Annotated in this window: 19 protein-coding genes and 1 other RNA gene; 9 read left to right on the forward strand and 11 right to left on the reverse strand. The window is 37.1% G+C overall.

Translation table 11 applies throughout. The features are described from left to right. Positions 1-395: 395 nt before the first annotated feature. Positions 396-1,157: a hypothetical protein gene (locus tag QKW49_RS08195; RefSeq protein ID WP_282867059.1), complete on the forward strand. Its 762-nt coding sequence runs from the start codon at positions 396-398 to the stop codon at positions 1,155-1,157. Further along, positions 1,154-1,552 carry a hypothetical protein gene (locus QKW49_RS08200; protein ID WP_282867061.1) on the forward strand — a complete coding sequence of 133 codons (399 nt, stop codon included), beginning with the start codon at positions 1,154-1,156 and terminating at the stop codon, positions 1,550-1,552. The genes QKW49_RS08195 and QKW49_RS08200 overlap by 4 nt, the downstream gene beginning before the upstream one ends. Before the next feature lie 519 nt (positions 1,553-2,071). On the opposite strand, the gene QKW49_RS08205 is transcribed toward QKW49_RS08200, so the two are convergent. From QKW49_RS08205 to QKW49_RS26015, 4 genes are all read right to left on the reverse strand, one after another. Then, positions 2,072-2,893, reverse strand: a complete 822-nt coding sequence (locus tag QKW49_RS08205) for a transposase (RefSeq protein ID WP_282867062.1) — start codon at positions 2,891-2,893, stop codon at positions 2,072-2,074. A 50-nt stretch (positions 2,894-2,943) separates the two neighbouring features. Next, positions 2,944-3,600 carry a transposase gene (locus QKW49_RS08210; RefSeq protein WP_282867063.1) on the reverse strand — a complete coding sequence of 219 codons (657 nt, stop codon included), beginning with the start codon at positions 3,598-3,600 and terminating at the stop codon, positions 2,944-2,946. A gap of 265 nt (positions 3,601-3,865) precedes the next feature. Further along, positions 3,866-4,492 carry a CatB-related O-acetyltransferase gene (locus QKW49_RS08215; protein ID WP_282867064.1) on the reverse strand — a complete coding sequence of 209 codons (627 nt, stop codon included), beginning with the start codon at positions 4,490-4,492 and terminating at the stop codon, positions 3,866-3,868. Between the two features lie 432 nt (positions 4,493-4,924). Further along, positions 4,925-5,161 carry a hypothetical protein gene (locus tag QKW49_RS26015; RefSeq protein ID WP_349239093.1) on the reverse strand — a complete coding sequence of 79 codons (237 nt, stop codon included), beginning with the start codon at positions 5,159-5,161 and terminating at the stop codon, positions 4,925-4,927. 218 nt (positions 5,162-5,379) lie between these two features. Here QKW49_RS26015 and QKW49_RS08225 point away from each other — a divergent pair, with 218 nt between their 5' ends. Beyond that, positions 5,380-5,961: a LysM peptidoglycan-binding domain-containing protein gene (locus QKW49_RS08225; RefSeq protein WP_282867065.1), complete on the forward strand. Its 582-nt coding sequence runs from the start codon at positions 5,380-5,382 to the stop codon at positions 5,959-5,961. Positions 5,962-6,415: 454 nt separating this feature from the next. Here the strand turns inward: QKW49_RS08225 and QKW49_RS08230 are convergent, their stop codons facing one another. Beyond that, complete coding sequence (locus QKW49_RS08230; RefSeq protein ID WP_282867066.1) at positions 6,416-7,804, reverse strand: helix-turn-helix domain-containing protein; 1,389 nt, start codon at positions 7,802-7,804, stop codon at positions 6,416-6,418. Positions 7,805-7,948: 144 nt separating this feature from the next. Here QKW49_RS08230 and QKW49_RS08235 point away from each other — a divergent pair, with 144 nt between their 5' ends. Next, positions 7,949-9,277: a transposase gene (locus QKW49_RS08235; protein WP_282863714.1), complete on the forward strand. Its 1,329-nt coding sequence runs from the start codon at positions 7,949-7,951 to the stop codon at positions 9,275-9,277. 165 nt (positions 9,278-9,442) lie between these two features. Here QKW49_RS08235 and QKW49_RS26020 read toward each other — a convergent pair whose 3' ends face one another. The 6 genes from QKW49_RS26020 to smpB all read right to left on the reverse strand — a co-directional run bounded on the left by QKW49_RS26020 (position 9,443) and on the right by smpB (position 14,636). After that, a complete protein-coding gene (locus QKW49_RS26020) occupies positions 9,443-11,212 on the reverse strand; it encodes a DEAD/DEAH box helicase family protein (protein ID WP_349239094.1) in 1,770 nt (589 codons plus the stop codon). A 17-nt stretch (positions 11,213-11,229) separates the two neighbouring features. Beyond that, positions 11,230-12,399 (reverse strand): hypothetical protein, encoded by a 1,170-nt coding sequence (locus tag QKW49_RS26025; protein WP_349239095.1) that lies wholly within the window; start codon positions 12,397-12,399, stop codon positions 11,230-11,232. A gap of 10 nt (positions 12,400-12,409) precedes the next feature. Then, positions 12,410-13,321: a recombinase family protein gene (locus QKW49_RS08245; protein WP_282867067.1), complete on the reverse strand. Its 912-nt coding sequence runs from the start codon at positions 13,319-13,321 to the stop codon at positions 12,410-12,412. Beyond that, positions 13,318-13,638, reverse strand: coding sequence for a recombinase family protein (locus QKW49_RS08250; protein ID WP_282867069.1), 321 nt, complete (start codon positions 13,636-13,638; stop codon positions 13,318-13,320). The genes QKW49_RS08245 and QKW49_RS08250 overlap by 4 nt, the downstream gene beginning before the upstream one ends. 100 nt (positions 13,639-13,738) lie before the next feature. Further along, positions 13,739-14,085: a transfer-messenger RNA gene (ssrA, locus tag QKW49_RS08255) on the reverse strand. A gap of 83 nt (positions 14,086-14,168) precedes the next feature. Beyond that, complete coding sequence (gene smpB, locus QKW49_RS08260) at positions 14,169-14,636, reverse strand: SsrA-binding protein SmpB (protein WP_282867070.1); 468 nt, start codon at positions 14,634-14,636, stop codon at positions 14,169-14,171. A gap of 283 nt (positions 14,637-14,919) precedes the next feature. Here smpB and QKW49_RS08265 point away from each other — a divergent pair, with 283 nt between their 5' ends. From QKW49_RS08265 to QKW49_RS08285, 5 genes are all read left to right on the forward strand, one after another. Next, positions 14,920-16,437, forward strand: coding sequence for a PLP-dependent aminotransferase family protein (locus QKW49_RS08265; protein ID WP_282867071.1), 1,518 nt, complete (start codon positions 14,920-14,922; stop codon positions 16,435-16,437). 32 nt (positions 16,438-16,469) lie between these two features. Further along, positions 16,470-17,651, forward strand: coding sequence for a PLP-dependent aminotransferase family protein (locus tag QKW49_RS08270; RefSeq protein ID WP_282867072.1), 1,182 nt, complete (start codon positions 16,470-16,472; stop codon positions 17,649-17,651). A 107-nt stretch (positions 17,652-17,758) separates the two neighbouring features. Beyond that, on the forward strand, positions 17,759-18,295 hold the full coding sequence (locus QKW49_RS08275) for a peroxiredoxin (RefSeq protein WP_282867073.1): 537 nt from the start codon (positions 17,759-17,761) through the stop codon (positions 18,293-18,295). Positions 18,296-18,587: 292 nt separating this feature from the next. Continuing rightward, entirely contained in the window at positions 18,588-20,516 is a 1,929-nt protein-coding gene (locus QKW49_RS08280) for a cell division protein FtsA (RefSeq protein WP_282867074.1), read from the forward strand. A 37-nt stretch (positions 20,517-20,553) separates the two neighbouring features. Then, positions 20,554-21,528, forward strand: coding sequence for a pyridoxamine 5'-phosphate oxidase family protein (locus tag QKW49_RS08285; protein WP_282867075.1), 975 nt, complete (start codon positions 20,554-20,556; stop codon positions 21,526-21,528). Positions 21,529-21,616 lie beyond the last annotated feature (88 nt).

Raw genomic sequence — 21,616 nt, forward strand, 5'->3', positions numbered from 1 at the left:
GATGCATGGGGACGATCCGAGACCACTAATAAAGCGAGCTTTTTTGAGTGCTATATTGCAATTTGTGTGTGATGTAATGTTTCCAGATATTTTAGAGGTAATAAAGCTTGTCCCTCTGTTGCACTGCCGGCAAATCAGCACTTTTTCAGTGATTTTGAACCGTCACTGAATTTTCATCCTCCTTTTTCATCCCGTACTAAAAGACAAGGAATTACTATTCATGGTAACAATATAATACGCTTATTCATATTATGTAAATATGTGCATACACTTACAGCGTTTGCGCATCCATATATCATTCGTATTGTATGGAAGTTATTGATTGCATTTTGATTTGTAATGTAATGATTCACTCGCTCATTATAAACTTATTTAGGAAATGTGAGAAAAAACAGATGGATAATTTTAAAATAGAAAAATGCAAATCTAACCTGCCTGTAACATTAGAGGATTTGAGCAAATTCATTTTGGTTGGAAGAGAGAAACTGGCCTCCGTCCGGGCAGAAATAAGAGCTATAGAAAAATTGAAATTGGCTCAGGCGGTAAGGGATCAAAAAAAAGAAGAAGGCCGGATGCTAGCCGAAGCATTATTGGATGCTGAAGTTAGGATTGGTGAATTATTAAAAAACATCCCCACTGCCCAAGGAACCAGAAGCGATTTGACTTCGGTCCACCGGTGGACCGAAGTTGGAAATGCCTCGAATCATACCTGTGAAAATCTATCCCTACCTCAGAAAACCAAATCACAGATTGTGAAAGAGTTTAACTTTACTACAAATCAACAAAAACGCTTTGAAATTTTGGCAGATAATAAGGATTTGGTTGAACAGGTAAAATCAGAAGCCAGAGAAAACAATAAACTTCCAACCAGATCCAGAGTATTATACTTAGCGCAGGAGAGAAAGAAAAACGAACAGGAAAGAAGTCTCAATGCCGCGGCTAGCCATGATTATCAAACATTTTGCGCAGCAACCGCAAAAAAATTCAGTAATATATTATCAGAGATTCGAAAGCTAGAGGTGGATGACAAACACCTTAAGGCCTGGGCTGATTATCTTAATGGTCCTCTTAATTTCAAAAATGAACAAAGAAAAGCGAATGAAGCGGTAGCAAAGATAATGAAAATAAATAATTTTCTGAAAGGACTGAGTATATGAGCAAAACCATCACATTGGAGAAACAAGCAAGGAACGAAATCCTGAAGCAAATGGCAGGGCTAAGTGAAATTACAACAGATGCTGTCGTTGACCTTATAAAACCATATTTTCAATTCGACGTTACCAATGCCCGAGAACAGGCATTAAGAAGAAAAGCGAATAGCCTAATGGCTCAATTCAAGGATGAATGTGGTCAAAGAACCTGCTTCAGCTATAAAGACAATGGTCAATCAAAATACGTCAACATCGATGAAACCACCGATCCTGAAATACTAAACCGCTTGAATGACCAACTCTACAAAAAACTTGATACCATGCTCATGATCAGAAAGAAAATTGCCAAACGTCTTGATGAGTTGTTAAAACAAACTAGCATAGAAAGCTCAAAAGTTTAAACTGTCCGTAACATGCCGGAAAACGGAGTATGACATTTCATTCCACTACTTTTTAAGCCCCTTTGATACGATTTGTCAAAGAAGGCTTAAAATAGGATAAATACAACCTATTTTAAGGGTCTCCTATATCAGTATCTCCGCTTCTGTACTTTGGGATCAGGCAAATTATTCACTTATTTGTTTCGTCTAATCGTACTTTTTCTCCAGTATTGCCTCTAACCATTACATGATATGAGGCACATTGATAGTGAATTCGCTATTTTCTCGACACGCTCATCATTTTAGATAATTTCACCGTAAATAAAGAAATATTTCAAGCCTGACCCCTCTTTCCTTGCTGCTAACAACTTTGCTGGTATCCCGCAACAAAATGCAGGAATGATTCATCCATTTGACTACATTAAGATTTTGTCAATTTTAGATCCTGAAAAACAAGGGGACCAAGACGAAAGAACCGTCAGAACGTGTGAAAACGGAAATCTTAACCGATGTAAACCTATGCTAATTTCCAATAAAATTTTATATAGGCTCATATTTCACACGGATAGTCCTCATGATTTCCCAGTATATGTTAATATATGCTTTGTAGAGATTAGAAAGATGTAGTAATCCTTCTAATCTCTTAATCATTTCTTTAATTCCTAATATATTTATTGCCCTTTTCATGTTATAGGCTAAAAAAGCCAAAGAGATCTCCGTCTTTACTGACTGCAATCCTCTCGTCAGAAAATACGATAACCCCCAGCCTCTTTTTATTGTACCAAAAGGGTGTTCTACAATCATTTGACGTCTTTTATATAATTCCTTGTTTTTAGCCGTCCTTTCGTCAACCGAATCTAAAAAATCCTGATCTACACATCTTCTAATTGTTCTTCCTTGTTTACTAGTTGTACATTTGTCTTTATACTGGCATTTACTACAGGCTTCATAATTGGCATACTCGATATGTTTAGTATCCTCTTTTATAGGGGTCTTTATTGTGCATTTTAGGTTATATCCGGCAGGACAAACATAAACATCCTTCTCTTTATCATACTTAAACCTGTCACAATAAAATTCTCTTTCACCTGTAGAGTTTGAAAACACTTGCTTTGCAACATATGTTGTAATATTTTCTTTATCACATGCTTTTAGGTCATCTGCATTATAGTACCCTTTATCCGCAAGAGATTTGATACTATTTACTTCAAAAGCATCAATAGCCTGCTTACTCATTTCACTTAGCTGCCCATGATCTGTTGGATTGTTGATGACATTAATATCTACGATTAAGCTGTGCTTATCATCCACAACGGTTTGAACATTATAGCAAACATCAACACCATTGTTATTTACAGCCATAAGTCTTGCATCCGGATCCGTTGTTGATATTTCATTAATTCCTTTTTCTTTTAGTTCCTGCTGATAACCCTCATACAGTTCACTTTACGGGCTTTTAACTCTTTTATTCTGTCTTTTATTTCTTGTGCATCAAGCTTTCTAATGGATTCTTCGCAGATGTCATTTTCATCTAGCTGCGTCATATATTCTTGTATTTTTTCTTCAAGATACTTAATTTTACGAGCTAAATTCTTCTGATTAAAATTATTCCTCTTAGAGTTGCTAGCTCTAAATTTAGACCTGTCAACCGCAACTACTTCCATCCCAAACAAATCCCATTGTTTACATAGTGCAACAAACTGTTTGAATACCTTTTGTATTGCATCTTTATTGTCTTTTCTAAAATCAGCGATTGTCTTAAAATCAGGTCTTAGTTTTCGAATTAGCCACATTAACTCGACATTCCTAGTTGCTTCTGATTCCAGTCTTCTCGAGGAAGTAATCCTATTCATATAACCATAGATATATAGCTTTAATAAATCTTTGGGATTAAATCCCAACCTCCCGGTATGTGAAGGAGTAGCATTTTTGAAACTCAATTGAACCAAGTCTAAGGTGTCAACAAATGCATCAATGACTCGAACTTGATTATCATCGGTAATATAATCATCTATATATTCTGGATAAGCAATCTTTCTCTTTCTAGCAATTCCTTCTATATATCTCATAATCCACCTGCTTTCTAATTAACAGATTAGATTATAGCATATTCTTTCATATTTATGTTAACCAATTTATGGGGTTTTCACACGTTCTTCCGTCCCCGCGTCTGCATAACAATTTCAGAATTCATAACTGCCCACTCAAATAATAAGATTTATTTCAGTTATATCTACAAAGACATATAGCAAACAATTAAAACGAGGCACCAAGATTTTTCTATCTCGATGCCTCTAAGTTTGCTTGTTTTGCGTTTTCCAAAAAAACAAACACTTACAATTTATCTATATTTCCGCACATAATATCATTTATTTTTTCACGGACTTTTTCTTTATCCCAGTTCCACCAACAAATAGATTGTAATTTTTCAATTGTTTCATCATTAAATCGCTTTTTAATAGGCTTTGCCGGCACACCACCCACTATTGTATATGGCTCAACATCTTTTGTTACAACTGCTCTTGTTCCTATAATTGCTCCATTTCCAATATGAATGCCGGACATAATAACCGCTTCATACCCAATCCATACATCATTTCCAATAATGATATCGCCCTTGTTATCCCAGGCCTGTGTGACATCATTCTGTGCAAGCCCATATTCTTCCCAAAACAGAGGGAACGGATAAGTAGAGAGAGACTTCAAAGTATGGTTGGCACTGGTAAAAATAAACTTAGCACCACAAGCAATGGAACAAAAATTACCAATAATCAATTTATCATGATTTACAGGATAATGATATAAAACATTGTTTTTTTCAAAATAAATCGGATCATTTACAAAGTCATTATACATTGTATAATCACCAATCTTTATATTAGCATCGGTAATAATAGACTTTAGATAAATGGTTTGCGTATCACCTGTACGTGGATATTTTTTTTCTTCCGGAATAGACATTACAAATCCTCCTAATATTTTAATTGTCTTTCAAATCTATTCCGGCAATTACACTGCAGCACTTCATTCCTTCACCACCTATTATATTTTTTCTCAACTTAACAGATATTCTTTTCTGTTTTTAAAGGTACGATTATGATTTTTTTTGTCAGCATTTCTTCGAAAACATCACTTACACCTCTATCTATGTAAATTTGAGATATTTATTTAATCATATCAAATTCATCGAATTTAAGACATTAACCTTTCCTATCATTTAGATTTAACCGCCCACAGTTATGCAGGCGGTCAGCAAAATAGTTTATATCATCCCAAAATATTTTAATGCATCCTTAATTGCTTCCACCTTCTCAGGTGTTGGATGCTTCGTCGGATTTTTCAATTCTTCTACTGCATTAGGAGCACCATACATAGGCAACCCCAAATCTCTTTTTACTTCTGCAATATAAACGTATGCACCTTGACTCCATATTTGCTTTCTATATACTCTTGTATCATTTTATAGGTTACTCTTTCGCTAGGTCTGTGTTCCTCCGCTTTTTCAGCTAATTTATCTGTCGGAATTTTTCCATCGCCCTCACCAAACTCCACATTTACGTTGATATGTGTATCAGCATTTTTGTGGGAAAGAAGTACGCACGTCTCCACGAGCATCGTATGCGGAAACATATCCACCTGGAATTTACTTTGCGTGATATCACCGGTTACGAGGATAACTCAAGTCCCTAGTCAGGATGATAAGATTAACTATTTTAATTACTCTGTGATAGGTCACTGATGTAGCAACTCGAACTATTACTACATATTATATCATAGCATCTTTACTGATTGAAACATTGTTTCCGTTATAGTTACTGTGCCAATATAAAAATATGGAGGTAGTAGTTATGTTTACTCTACAACAATACAGGCGAGTTCCACAAACCTGTCCGCCGGCATTTCTAGGTCGATATACCGTTCAGCCTGGAGATACCTTCTTCAATATAGCTCAAATCTTCAGAACAAGATTTGAAGCACTTGTAGTAAATAATCCTCACATAACAAATCCTAATATCATATACCCTGGAGATGTCCTTTGCGTACCAGGTCTTATACCCTATCCCTGTTCTATTATTTTAATGCCCATTGTTAGTGTTCCATTTGGTACAGGAGGGGTAGCTTATATCAATTTTGCTCCTAGAGGTGGTCAGGCGGTGAGCTTTCTGGCAACATTAGCACAACCGTCAGTATTCGGTAATTTTGATATCTACATAGGAGAAATTTACATTCCAAACATTGGAGGATTTGGAAACCAGTTATTCCCCACTCCTGAAGACCCACCAACTTGGTCTACGAGAATTGAACTTCCTACCGTTGCATCAATTCTACCTGACTCTAGGTTAGTAATACGACCTTCTAATTCATTAACCGGGATATCTGGTAATACTATTTTAGAGGCTATTATCCATAATGAAATATGTCATCTATAAAAAACAATTGCAAAATCTTAATAAATAAAATAGTTAATGAAAATGTATTCTACACTAAATTCTAATGTATAATTAGCTCTCAAAAGATGTAGAGTTGGTACTTTTTGTTCCTATAACTCTATACAATAAGTGTTGAGCGCTAGCATGTGATAATGTTATAGTTTAATTGTGGATTTGTGCACACCCCTTGCACCAGGATGACCCCCCGGTGCATTTTTGTATCTTTCTTCCATTTTCGCAGTTAAACTTGACCTAATTCATGTCTCATTTTTACCCCAGAAACAACGAAAGCCCTTGATCAAGGACTTTCCATTGTATTAAAATTGTAGTTCTTATTTGTCTAATCACTATAATTTTGATACAATTTAGCGGTATTGATTAACGCTAAATTTTTTGAATACTGTTAAAAAGTATAGAATTTCCGCTAAAAGGTGCATACCCATTATAAACTAAGTTATTTCAGTTTATTTTGGATTGCTATATCAATCATCCAACTTCCCCCTCTTGCAGAACCAATTCTTTGAATCAAGTTTTTTTCTCTCAAATCTTTTAAACTTTGCTCGATGGCTCTAGTAGTCATATTTAAGTTTTCAGCTATCCGCTTTGCTGAAATTTTAGAGTCTGCCTGAATTAGTTTTAGAATTTTTATTTGTGTTTCATTTATATGAACACCGAAATCACCGAAGTTTTCACCGAAATCACCGAAGTTTTTATCATTTTCAATATGGTTTCTGTAAAATATAATGGTGAAAAACCCTGTAATCTCAAACACTGGTTCTGCTACACCGACTTCTTTACAAGCTTCCTTCATTCGGTTAATTCCTGTACCCATTTTCTCAATATAGTTAATCCGATGTAATAAAGAGGCAATGGTAGGGTTTCTTGTCATACTTCTCTTACCGAAATCCTCTATAGCCATGCCATGCGGCAAAGAACCTGGATTACTAATTTCAACCCTGTCATCAAAAATCTCAATCATAATACTTGCGCCCTTTTCAAAATAATCTCTATGACAAACAGCATTCACTACTGCCTCTCTAAGAGCTATTTCCGGTAATTCCAAAATCTCTTTTCTTCGTATTTCTTTTATTTCGTAACGAAGATTTAAGTGCTTTTTTAGAAAAACAACAGCTTCATCAATGATTGTTACCAAATCACCCGTCAAGTCTTTGCGGTCTAGAACATTTACTTTCTTTGCTCCTTTATACAAAGCACATACCACTTGGGCTTGCGGAATGTACCTCATGGGGTCATTTGTGAAAAACAGCAAGCCCGCATTGGTAAATTTCGCTTTTCCTTCTTCTTGTATACAGCAACCTAAATTTAAAAGTATATCCTCCTGTGGAAGTACATTACTAATACTAGAAAACTTCAAATATCGTTCAAACTTATTCTTATCAAGCAATTCTGCTACATTTGCTTCATTCTTTACCAATTCATCAAACCTTATTCTTCCCTCTGACTGTACAAAAGCAATTATTTCATTTCTGCTTAGCTTCTGAGAATTCGGCCCAACTCTGAGATAGAATCCCTTTGAACAGCTATATGGCTTCTCTTTACCTTCACGAATTGTAAGAATAATAATATTTTCAAGAACCTCTAATCCTATAGCTAAATCCGGTTGAATTTGTCTAATTGTGTCTTGAATCCTTGAACGTGCAACATTACTAGTGTCTGTTCCTGTTATCTTTCCATTATCAGAAATTCCTATAAACAATCTACCGCCGGATGCATTAGCAAACGCACAAACCTCTTCAACCAAAGTTTTATCAATACTTTCCTTAAATTCAACTTTATAGCTTTCGCCTTCCTGTATGATAATCTCAAGATTGGTATTCGTCATGACTTCACCTCACTCCTTTCTATACGTTGGTGTTCAGCAAAGCTGAACCCCTTGATTCAACTTGATTTTATCAACTGGAAACAATTTTCTTCACCTCACAGCCCTCAAACCTGCTAAAATAGAGAATATTTTAGAAAGGGGCTGATGTCATTGCTTCCACCAAACCAGAGTCACCTGGCTTATAAACTTAATTTATTTCTATCTGTCAGTGAGACTGACAGCATTGCTAAGATAATATCAAAGATTGATCTATCTCGTGTTTATGACTTCTGTTTACATTTTTATTCACAAAATCCTGCAGGACGTATTGCACTTTATCGCCCTCAAGATGCTTTAAGGTCTTTACTTGTGATGTACCTTGCTGGCTTTACATCCATTAATAAATGGGTCAAAGAACTTAGGGATACACCAAGATATGCTTATCTATCAGGTTTCTCTCCTGACAAGACGCCCTCTAAGGCTTATTTCTCTTGGTTTATCTCTAATCTTTTCGGCGATGAAAACGTTGAAGATGTCATGCTTCAAGGTTCTCTAATCCGTAAAATATTTGAATTGTTATTTGTCAAAGAATCTATCGAATTAGGAATCATTGATCCCCATGATAAAGTAATCTTTGACGGCTGCAAGGTAAAATCTTTTTGCAAACAAAAGTATGTTCCTGAAAAATATTGTAGATGCTATGCCAGTAATATAAAACCCTTTAAATGCTCTATGTGTACTGACTCCGAAGCCACAAAAGGTTATGATCATAATCTTGATGAATATCTAATGGGATACGGTCTGCATTTTGCAACAACTCCTATGATAGATAATCCATCTAAATGCCTACCACTAACATTCTTCGTCGAAGGTGCTGATGTCCACGATGTTAGAATGACACCACATCTAATAATGCATCTTTATCACAACTTGAAAGTTGACTTTCATTATGTCATTGCTGATTCGGGATACGACGCTTATTATGTTTACTGGTGGATTAGTTTACTAGGCGGTAAGCCTATTATTGCAATTAATCCAAGAAATTCTCAAACTCCAACACCTACTAATGAGTTTGGTTTGCCTGTTTGTGCTGCTGGTCATACATTTTACTATTGGGGTATTGATAAGAAAAAAAGACGACTAAAATGGCGGTGTCCAAGAAAAGCTTCTAAAAAATTGGCTGAAAAACTAAAGTGTGATCATCCATGTTGTGATTCTGGCTATGGCAAGACAGTCTATACTCACATTGAAGATGATATTCGTTGGTTTACCCAAGTTCCCAGAGGCTCACAACTCTGGAAAGACATCTATTCAAGAAGAGCACGTATAGAATCCGTTATTGGAGATATTGTACTCAACAACGGTCTTAAATCTCCATTATTTAGGGGTACCAAGAACTTCTTCGTGAGAACTGCCTTAGTTTGCATGCTCCAACATGCAAAAGCCATAGCCATAACCCTTGAGAATAAAGAATACCATAAGACTGCTGCATAAACTACAGGAAAAATATTCTTACTATTCTCTTGCATAGGGAATCTCCGACCATTTTTAGATACCAAATTATTCCTATCATCCATTCTTTAAATTTTCAAAGTACACATGAACATAGTTTATTGCTATAACCTAAAACTTTAACATTCTATACCATTTTGTTGTTATTTACTGAACATCTACTTCTATACTTTTAATAAGTTCATTTGCAATATTATAGCTCTCCAACCGCATGATACTTTCTTCGGCACTTCCAAAACTCATTAGATTTATACTTCCGTACCAAACAATCTTTTGATCCATAACAGCAAACTTCTGATGTATATTGGACTTATAAACCAGACTTATTCCAACAGCTGTGAGAGTTTCTAATGTTTCCTGTAAGGAGGTAGTATCTTTGCTTTGGAAATCTTTAACCGGCCTGGTTACTATAATTACTTTTATCTTATTCCTCAGAGCAACTTCAAGAATTTTCAGCATTTGCAAGCTTCTCCTCTTTGTAACAAAAGGACTTACAATAATAATTTCTCTTTCAGAACTCATTATATCATTTGTATAAACTGGTAAAAAGTTGATTTTGTCAAATATAACATTTATAGCAACTGTCCTATCTATCTCACCCTTTGCTTTATATCCAATTGAGGCATATCCCGCAAGTCTTTTATCATACATCTTCTCAAGCATTTTCACATGAACATCTACATAATCATAAATTTGCACTTCATTTTTTCCATCAAATAGTCTATGAAGTCTTCCAGCATACTGCTGCAATGTTCCCTTCCATGATATTGGCATAGCCAGAAACAAGGTATCCAGACGTGGCTCATCAAAACCTTCTCCAATATATTTACCGGTAGCCACTAGGGTTAGATTCTTATCAAGAGGAGTTTCTGCTATTCTTTTCATCATTTCTCTGGTTTCTTTAGCCCTCATACCACCCGTGAGAGAAATAACATCCGGAATATGCTTGCTTAAATTTTCAGAAAACCACTCAACATGGGCTGTTCTTTCGGTTAGCACGACACAATTTCTTCCACTTTTATGGCTTTTAATTACATCCTCCACAATCTGATTATTACGCATTTCATTTTCAACAATTTCAGCATACAACTCATTTATGGAAACATCTTTTTCATCTTTATCCAACGGAACACGAAAAGAAGTGAATCTTGGAATAATATAATGCTCGAAAGGCCTCTTTTCTGCTTGCTTTTTAGCATCATCTCTATATCTGATAGGGCCGCACTGCATAAATATAATAGGATGGTGTCCATCTTTCCGGGTAGGTGTTGCAGTTAATCCATAAACATATTTTGCATTTGTACTTTTAAGTACCTTTTCAAAACTGAAAGCAGAGACATGGTGGCACTCATCCACAATAATCAAGCCGTAATTCTTTATACAATCCTTCACTTCACCCATTCTGTTCAAAGATTGCATAACTGCTATATCAATGATACCGCTAAGATTGTCTTTTCCTGCTCCCAACTGTCCTATGATGCTTTTTGTTTTCTTTCTACCTCTCTTTTTCTCCTCAACTAAATCAGGCAAAGATTCGTTTATTTTAAGGAATTCTGTTAATCTCTTTTTCCATTGTGAAACTAGACTTACTTTGTTAACTAGAATTAATGTATTCACTTTTCTTTCCGCCATTAATTTAATGGCTACTACTGTTTTGCCAAAGGCTGTTGTTCCGCAAAGTATACCATTATCATACTCTAAGAGCTTTTCAACTGCTTTTGGCTGTTCATCACGTAGAACCCCATTGAATTCAATGTCAATTCTTTTTTCTCTGTTTGTTTCATCAGTAATATCTACATTTACTCTAAATTCATTCAAAACCGCTTTTAAATCACTTTCACAACCTCTCGGCAGGCATAAATATTCTGTTGTTTCTTCAGAGCATGATATAATTCTTGGCTTGTCATAGGTAGGCATCCTCATGGCCTGTGCTTTTAAAATTCAGCATTCTTAAATGCGGCCAAACGCTTTAAACGATTTAATGCTCTATGAGAGATTCCTGTTTTAGATATGTACAGCATGTTTGCTTTGATAATTCGAATTTCATCAGAAAAATCATTTCTACATAATTCAACTCTATTGATTTCCCATGGTTTATGCTCTTCTTCATCATCTTTCTTTAATATGCCAAGCTCATTTCCATTACAAAGCTTGTAAGTATATGTTTCCACTTCATTTTCAGAAAGTTTTTTAATGGAACTTAGAAAAGCCCACTGGTCATCGATGGGTTCAAAATTTTCATTTATGAAGACACTATTATTATCGTTTCTTGCCGCCTTTTGCAAAGGTAAAACTATAAGATTGCCAAATCCACCTTTTGGCATTGTATCTTGATTTGGGAAAAGCCTGTCATATGATTCAAACGGGATTTCATGCCTTTTAGACATGCAACAGGTAATCAATGCACTCCCAAATTTTCTTGCCTGCATACCAGAAATAGGATTTTCAAAGAAAAACCATACATGAGCTCCATTTCCGGAACGTGAACGTTCAACAGCTAAAGGAATTCTAAACTCCTTGCATACCTCTCTAAAAACCGTAATTTCCTTCTGCCATTCCCCTTTATCAAAATCAATGGCAAGAAACCAACAAGTTTCATCCTGACAAAGTGGATATATTCCTGCAACAAAAGATTTGCCTTTACTATCAACTCCTCGCAAATGCATATCAATTACTTTCTCATTTAATGGAGCGTAATCTTCGTGTAAACAATCGTTACAACCACCTTTTGGTTTCCTACATACACCATACTTCCATTCGTTCAAGCAAAAAGGCGAATATCCGGCTGTACCCTTCTTAAGGCTTACCCATCTTTTTGCATAGACATCTTCTCTTCCTTTAAACAATGACATATAAAGTTTTATTTTTTCATGGGGCTCTGACATATTATTAACTTCTATTTGAAAGGCTTTGTCACCTGGTTCGTCTTCCAATGGTTCTTGGTCGGTACACTCAATTAGAGTTTCTTGATTTAAAATCGCATCACAATCAGCTTGGCATTCTATAATTCCAAGCCGAAATTTCAGGCTTTTAATTTCATCTTTTAAATTGTTATTCTCTATCAGTAATGATTGATACTTGTCAAACAATTGTTTGTAATCCATAGAAACATCCTTATTTTATAAATCTTCTTCGTCTCTTTTCCTCTTGTACTTTTTCAAAATCTTCTTTCGATATAATTGCTTCATGAGAATTTAAAATATAGTACTTAGCTTTTTGTCCTAAATTAATAATTTGCTTGCCTTTTAGATAATCTTCTACATAAGTCTTTTGAAGCAAGACATTTCCAGTATATTTTTCGTTTGAAAGTATTTTATTTATCGTCTCTGCACTCCATTTATATTTGCCTCTTGGTGATTTCACTTCATTTTTCTCTAACCAAATTGCCAATTCTCTAAGACTTTTTCCCTCAAGATAAAATTTATATAAATTCTTTATAATTTCAGCTTCTTCCAGTTCAATTAGCAATTCCCCCTCGGTACCCTGATGATATCCGAAGCAACTACGGCTCAGATATTTTGAGTCAATTCTTCTAAAGCTACGTTCAATACCCCACTTAATATTGAAACTTCGTAGTTCGCTTTCATTCTGATAAAGAGCCGCATATATTGTAATCATTAAGTCAGAATGCTTACCAAATAACTCTAACTTCTCAATTTCAAAAATAACGTTTATACTTAGAAGCTTTAATTCATTTAAAGCATTTATTGTTTCAAGAGTATTTCTCCCAAACCTGCTGATTGATTTCACAAGAATAATATCAATTTTCCCGTCGTGGCAGTCCGACATTAATAACTCAAACTGTTTCCTTCCTTTTCGACTTCTTCCAGAAGCTTTGTCTGAATATATCCCAACTAATTCCCATAAAGGGTTTTTACTGATTTTTGACCTATAATATTCTTCTTGGCCCTTCAAGCTAAGCCGCTGCTCTTCATGTTTTGTACTTACTCGGCAATAAGCAGCAACTCTCTTAACAGACATTTCTTTTTTATTAACATATTTACTAACCTGTTTTGCAGATCTCATTTTGCCTTACTCTGCCTAACTTTCTGAACCCTTTCGAATAATTCCTTATCAATTATCTGTGGATAGTCTTCATCTCCAACATACCGCTCATATGATAAAATCTTTGCTATTGCTTGTTTTCCCCATCTCGAGTTATTATATGGAGAAGGAATATCGCATAACTCAAGCCTTGTTGATATTGCTTGCATGCTTTCTCCATCTGCATACAATTCAAAAAGTAGTTTAACTGCTAATGCTTGTGCCTGATTTATCTCAAAATGGTTTAAAGCATTTCGGTTGTATCCAAAAATTATTCTTTTTTGTACTTTTTTGGCCATACACTCGACTCCTTTTCTTACTATATTATTTCATAAAATTAGGAAAAAATAAAGGACAGATTAAATGATTATTTTTATCACTTAATCTGTCCACTTATCTTGGTGGAGGCGAGGGGAATTGAACCCCTGTCCGAAAACGCATTCACATAAGCTTCTCCGAGTGCATTGGGTGTTTTAACATTCCCTCCACTGCACGCCTGCCCACAAGCTTACAGCTTTAGTAGCTTCATTAGTCATGCATAGCGCAAAGCTTAGCTATGTCACGTTCACCGCTAATCGACGCCCAATCCTAGGCCGCGGTGATCCTAGGTTGAACGACGGCCTTATTAGGCCGCGAAAGCTAAATTATCTTCAGCGTTTATCTTTAATTTTCCAAGTTTTATAGTGGCCCTGGTCCACTACTCGCTACTCATGCTTCAACATCCCCGTCGAAACCAGTACGCCCCCAAGTATATAGTGAATAGTTAATAATTAATAGTGAAAATACAAACATTTTGAAATCCAACTATTGATTAATAACTACACATGGCTTACATTTTATTTCTCTCGCGCAGTGCTCTGTCCATGTCGCGTTTCGCGTCACGTTCAGCGATATCTGCTCTTTTGTCATAGTTCTTTTTACCTTTTGCAAGTGCAAGCTGGACTTTTACCAACGAGCCTTTCAGATACACCTGCAACGGAATAAGTGAATATCCCTGCTGCTGTGTCGCTCCGATCAGTTTATTGATCTGATAACGATGTAAAAGTAACCGGCGATGCCTTAGTGGATCCTTATTAAATATATTTCCTTTTTCATAAGGACTAATATGCATGCCTTTAATAATTACTTCTCCATTATCAACTGAAGCATAGCTATCCTTTAAATTCACTTTCCCTTGACGGACAGATTTTACTTCCGTACCGTAAAGCTCGATACCAGCTTCAAATGATTCTTCAATAAAGTAATCATGGCGTGCTTTTTTATTTTGCGCTATTGATTTAAAATTGTCGTTACTCATGCCCAGCACCTACTCAAATGGATAAAATAACCCAACTTGTATAGCCAAGTAGGGTATTATGGTGTTTTAACGTTTCAACATCTTATTATACTACAATTATCAATAATGTCAAGTACCAATATTATCTATTTATTCTAAACTTTAATTCTGCCAATAAGATACCAAATAATTGGATGGTATAAAAAACGAGTAATTGGTGGTTGTTTCTACTTTAAAAGCGTATATAATAAGATTAATATTTAAATTGGTTGGATCCAATCTATTAATATTAAGGAATGATGTTATGAATATTCATGTTAATCGCAATAATTCTACCCCTATATATTTACAGATTAAGAATCAAATTCGACAGATGATCGTATCCGGCATATTACCGCCCGGATATCGCTTGCCGCCTGAACGCAGACTCGCCGACAGCCTGCAAGTGAACCGGAGCACTATACTGAACGCGTACCGTGAACTAAAAGCAGATGGTCTGGTAGATTCACATATTGGCCGAGGAACGATCGTTTTACATGATCCGGATGAGCCGCTTTCGAGCTCAGTCACTGAGCCTATGCCTATTTCATGGCGTCAGCTCTATAATGAAAACGCTGCCCGTTCCCAAGACCCGTTACTTCTGGAGCTAATGCAGCTTATTAACCGAAAAGATATGATTTCTTTTGCCGCCGGTATTACTCCACCGGACTTCTACCCTGCCAAAGTGATTTCCGAAATGCAGCAAGAACTTCTTGGCACCCATGGAGCAGGTGTACTTCTTCATACTCCTACGGAAGGTGTTTATGGCCTTAGGGAAGATATTTGCAGTTTGCAAAGCGCCAGAGGAATAGATTCCTCCATCGAAGATATCCTGGTTCTTTCCGGATCGCAGCAAGGGCTGGACCTTATCGCAAGGATTTTCATCCAGCCCGGGGACCTTATCGTGGTTGAGGAGCCTTCGTACATCGGTGCTCTTCAAGTATTCAAAGCCTCCGGTGCAAGAATGATCGGTGTTCCTGTTGATGAGCAAGGTATGCGGATGGATTTGCTTGAAACTATCTTATCAAGGCACAAACCAAAATTTATTTATACCATCCCGATATACCAGAACCCGTCAGGTACCGTAATGGCAGTAGAACGCCGCCGGCAGCTGCTTGAGCTGGCATATCGTTACCAGATACCCATCGTGGAGGATGACCCTTATGGAGAGTTAACTTATGAAGGTGAAAAAGAGCTTCCTATTAAAGCCATGGATCAACATGGATATGTAATCTATTTAAGTACTTTCTCCAAAATACTGTTCCCCGGCTTACGTATAGGATGGGTCACTGCCCCACGTGCCGTAATACGCCAATTCGCCTTGGTGAAACAGATAGATGACTTACATGCAAACAGTTTAGGGCAGTATTTGATTCATGATTATCTGAGCAAAGAACTGCTTCCGGATCATTTACAGCATCTTCGCGATCAATATCGTTACCGCCGGGATACGATGATAAAAGCTTTAGAAAAATACGCACCGGCCGATGTAGAATGGAACCACCCGCAAGGCGGATTATATATCTGGTGCAAGCTTCCCGAAGAAATCATTCCATCAAAGTTATTGATACGTGCAGCAGAATTGGGCGTGGCTTTTGTCCCGGGCAAGGCTTTTTTCTCCGGTGAGCAAGACCGCAATTATATTAGATTGAACTTTTCTTTCCCTACCCCGGATCAAATTACCGCCGGGATAGAACTTTTAATGAAAGCAGTAAAAGAATGCATGTCCCCATCCGTGCCCAAACAAGAAAGCTTAAGTATCGAAATCAACCCTATCATATAGAAATATTATTTTAAGGTAAGGAGGAAGACCCTATGACAACCAAGTTTGCAAAACGAATGGATCATCTTAAGGCCTCTGAGACACGTGAATTATTAAAACTTACCGAAAACGCAGAAGTAATCTCTCTCGCAGGAGGATTACCTGCACCTGAACTATTCCCTATTGAAGAAATAAAGCAAGCATCCATCAAAGTACTAGAAGAAGAAGGAATGCAGGCCCTGCAATATGCAACAACAGAAGGTTTTACTCCACTGCGGCAAAAAATTGCCCAAAGGATGAATACCAAAACCAAGACCCATCTAACCCATGAAAATATATTAGTAACCACCGGGTCACAGCAAGGCCTGGATTTCTCGGGAAAAGTTTTTCTGGATGAAAATGATATTGTCTTGTGTGAAAGCCCATCATATTTTGCGGCGATCAATGCTTTTAAGGCATACGGCGCAAGATTTATTGAAGTCCCTACCGACCATGAGGGCATGGTGATTGAGGAATTGGAAAACATCCTTAAAACAACTGCCGGCATAAAATTTATATATGTTATTCCCGACTTTCAAAATCCTACCGGCCGCACCTGGTCAATCGCACGACGAAAAGCATTTATGCACATCATTAATAAATATGAAATGATGGTGGTTGAAGATAACCCTTACGGCGAATTGACCTTTGAGGGTGAGATGGCACCTTCCCTCAAATCATTGGATACCAAAGGGCTGGTCGTTTTTTTAGGGACCTTTTCAAAAATATTTTGCCCCGGTTTTAGGATTGGCTGGGTGGCTGCAGAAAAACCTATTCTGGAAAAGTATGTACTGGTAAAGCAGAGCGCCGACCTTCATACCTCCATCATCGACCAGAGAAAACTGAATAAATTTTTAGAAATGTTTGATATTGATCTACACATTGACAAATTAAAAAGAGTTTATAAAAAACGAAAGGATATTGCCATCCATACCATGGCACAAGAGTTCCCTGAAAACGTACATTTTAATAATCCCAACGGCGGTCTGTTTACCTGGGTAGAAATGCCTGAAGGGATGGACTCACAAGATGTTCTTGCAAAGTGCCTGAAAAACAATGTTGCTTTTGTTCCGGGAGATTCTTTTTTCCCTAATGGCGGAAAAACCAACAGCTTCCGGCTCAATTATTCCAACGCTACAGAAGAGAACTTGGTAGAAGGAATAAAAAGAATCGCAAAAGTCTTAAAAGAGTATTGAGGACCACGCTTCATTAAATAAAAACAAGGTAAATTCCTGTCATGATTTCCGCTAAGTATGGAAATACTTATTAAAGAATTAATTTCTTTACTTAATGGAGGTATGTTATGGAAAGATTAGTAGGAAAAAATGCGCCGGAGTTCACAATGAAAACCGCCTTAGGCGATGGACAGAGCTTTGGAGAAGTTACACTTCACGGTTATAAAGGAAAATGGTTGGTCATGTTCTTTTATCCTTTAGATTTCACTTTTGTGTGCCCTACTGAAATATCGGGATATAGCAAGAGATATGATGAATTCCAAAAAGCCGACGCCGAGGTATTGGCTGTAAGTACAGATAGCCAGTATTCTCATCAGGCATGGATTAATACCGACACTGCTAAAGGAGGGCTGGGTAAGCTCAACTTCCCTATCGCGTCCGATCTTACCAAAACCGTTTCAAAAGATTACGGAGTATTGATCGAAGAAGAAGGTATTGCTCTAAGAGGCCTGTTTATCATCGACCCGCAAGGAATAGTCCGCTATTCGGTTATCCATGACCTTAATGTTGGAAGAAGCGTAGATGAGACCCTTCGTGTGCTGCATGCGCTTCAATCAGGCGGATTATGTCCTATTGATTGGAAACCGGGCGAAAAGACGTTATAGTTCACAGTTTAATAGTTCACGGTTCACAGTAATCTCTGAACCGTGAACTATTTATCTTACCTTAAGTTCCGTTTCATTTTCTATTAGAAATATCATACGTCATATAAATGCTGCTTACACCGGAAAATGTTGTCAAATATTTATGCCATTCACCTTTACAGATATCTTTTCATCATTAAAATTCATAATATTTAAATAAAATTAACGATTTTGTGATAAAATCAAAGGAGGATTTAGAAACATTATGTCGAATTATTAAATGAAACTATCATAAGCGTAAGGAGTATAGGTCATGAGTTTAAAGCAAACCGGCACTCTGGATATGAATGATTTGATTTTCGCTCTGGATATCGGAACCAGAACGGTTATAGGCATTGTTGGATTACAGGAAAAAGAGATATTCAAAGTAATCGCATCAGAGGTTATAGAACATAAAAGCCGCGCCATGATGGATGGGCAGGTACACGATATAGAACAAGTTGCTTCTGTGGTAGATGAGGTCAAAAGAAGCCTTGAGAAAAAAACAGGAGTAGCGTTGAATAATGTTGCTATCGCCGCTGCAGGCAGGGTGCTTAAAACAAAACAAATCAAAATACACCGAGAGATTGATTCTTCAAAAGAGATTGATAGAGAACTGGTAAAAAGCCTTGAAATGGAAGGCATGCAGCTTGCACAAATGCAGCTGGATGAAGAATTGTCTAACGAAGATAAAACACCTTACTATTGTGTTGGTTATGATATCATTAATTATTATTTGAATAATTATGTTATAGGTTCACTAATAGGTCACAAAGGAAAAACCATCAGCGCGGATATTCTAGCCACTTTTCTCCCCCACACGGTCGTTGACAGTCTCTATGCCGTAATGAACAGAGTAGGTCTTGAGGTCAACAGTTTAACCCTGGAGCCTATCGCAGCCATTAATGTAGGCATTCCGAAGGACTTGCGGTTATTAAATCTCGCCTTGATCGATATTGGCGCCGGTACTTCGGATATAGCTATTACAAAAGGCGGCTCGGTAGTAGCCTATGCCATGGTGCCTGTAGCAGGAGATGAGATTACGGAACTGATCTGTCAAAATTATTTGATTGATTTTAATACGGCTGAAAAGATAAAGATGGCGCTGTCCTCTTCTAAAGAAACGGTAAGTTTTACAGATATCATGGGCAGCAAACAGGTTAAGAATGTTGAAGATATCAAGGCATCGATACAACCGGCCGTTGAGCATCTGGCAAACGCGATTACACAAAAAATTCTGCAGTACAATAAAAAAGCGCCCAACGCCGTGTTTTTAGTTGGAGGCGGCAGCCAGATCACAGGTTTGCCGCAGCTTATTGCTGAGCGGTTAAACCTCCCTACAGATAGAGTGGCAGTAAGAGGCAGAAATGCTATCCAAAATGTAAGGATAAAAGGAAAGAAACTTTCGGGACCGGAAGCCATCACTCCCATCGGTATCGCGGTAACAGCTCAGATACAAAGAGGCCAGGATTTTATTGATATTACCATCAACAAAAAATCAACCAGGCTCTTTAATACCAGAAAACTCATTGTGGCCGATGCATTGGTATTAATCGGATTCAATCCAAAGGATTTGCTGGCCAAACGTGGTGCATCTCTTACTTTTGAACTTAATGGAGAAAAAAAGACGCTTAAAGGAAATTATGGTGAGTCTGCTGAAATCGTGGTGAATGGTAAAACAGCCAATTTGGAAACGGTGATCAATCATAATGATAACATTACTATAAAACCTGCGCAGACGGGTAAACCGGCTCAGCTGTCCATCGAGGAAGTAGCGGAATATTATGCCGATACCGGTAGTATTATAAAGATAAATGGAACTATCGTGTCCGATGAATATATGATACAAAATGGAGATAAGATTGAAACGGAGATTGCTCCGCAAAATAACCATGAGTCTGAAATTGAAGAGGAATCCATCGTACCGGAAGAGATCAGCCGGAATGATGATGTCCCTGATGAACCACTTGTAGTGGTAAACAAGCTTCCTGCTCCCGCAAGCCAGCTTAAGGTAGCTGTGAACGGAAAGGAATTGATTATTGATACCAATAAAACAAACTTCATGTTTGTAGATATATTTAATCACATTGATTTTGATTTATCCAATCCCCAAGGAAACATCGTTTTGAAACTAAACGGGAATAAAGCAGCATTTACAGACATTGTAAGAACCGGTGATGAAATTGATATCGGTTGGGAATAAAAATCTTTTTTTATAGCTTATATGGAGGATTTAAGATATGTTTAGAAAATCTAATAAACCGCACAAAGTCCTGGATGACCAAGCAACATTACATCTGTTAAAATACTCGGAAGTAGGCGTATTGGGCACGGTGGGTGAAGACGGATATCCTTATGCTGTTCCTTTAAACTATGTATATTATGGTAATAAAGTTGCGTTTCATTGCGCAAACCACGGTCATAAGATTGACAACCTTCAGTATAACTCCAAAGTTTGTTTCACGGTAATAGGTGATCATAAAATCATTCCCAGCAATTCTACTTCTGCATTCACTAGTGCAATAGTATTCGGCACAGCGCACTATGTAGAAAACCTTGCTGATAAAAAGAAGGTATTGGATCTGCTGATGGACAAGTATGCCCCCGGGTATACCAATCCGTGCAACGACCATGCGGTCGCCAACGGCGTTACTATTGTAGAGATCGACATACAACATATCTCCGGCAAACATGGACTGCCTTTCAATTTGAATGGAGAAAAAGATTACAAGTCCATTGCAATAAAAGATATGAAGATGATCTTTGGAGATGACACAAGAAGAATCAATCACGCGTTAAAGGTACTTTCTTTCTCGGAAGAAATATTGAATAGTGAGAATGTTACAGATCAAAATATTCGCACCTCTTCTATTCTCTCTGCGGTACTGCATGATATCGGAATCCATGCAGCAGAACAAAAACACGGCTCCAATTCAGGTAAGTACCAGGAGATCGAAGGTCCCGGGATTGCGCGGCCTATACTGGATAGGATGGAACTTCCCAATGAAATGATTGACCGCATATGCTATATCATCGGAAACCATCATACCAAAGCTAAGAATGACGGGCTTGACTTCCAGATTTTATGGGAGTCCGACCTTTTGGTAAATATCGAAGAAGAAAATATAACAAATAAAGAAAAAATCAAAGAAATAATCAATAAAAATTTTGTTACGGAGACAGGAAAAAAGATCGCTGCAGAAAAATATTTGTGATAATTTAAAAACTTCCTTCAATATACATATTTCTGTCACAGTACTGACACATCGGAGAGGTATATTATAACCATAGTAAGTAATTCAT

Source organism: Petroclostridium sp. X23 (assembly GCF_030013905.1).
GTDB lineage: Bacteria > Bacillota > Clostridia > SK-Y3 > SK-Y3 > X23.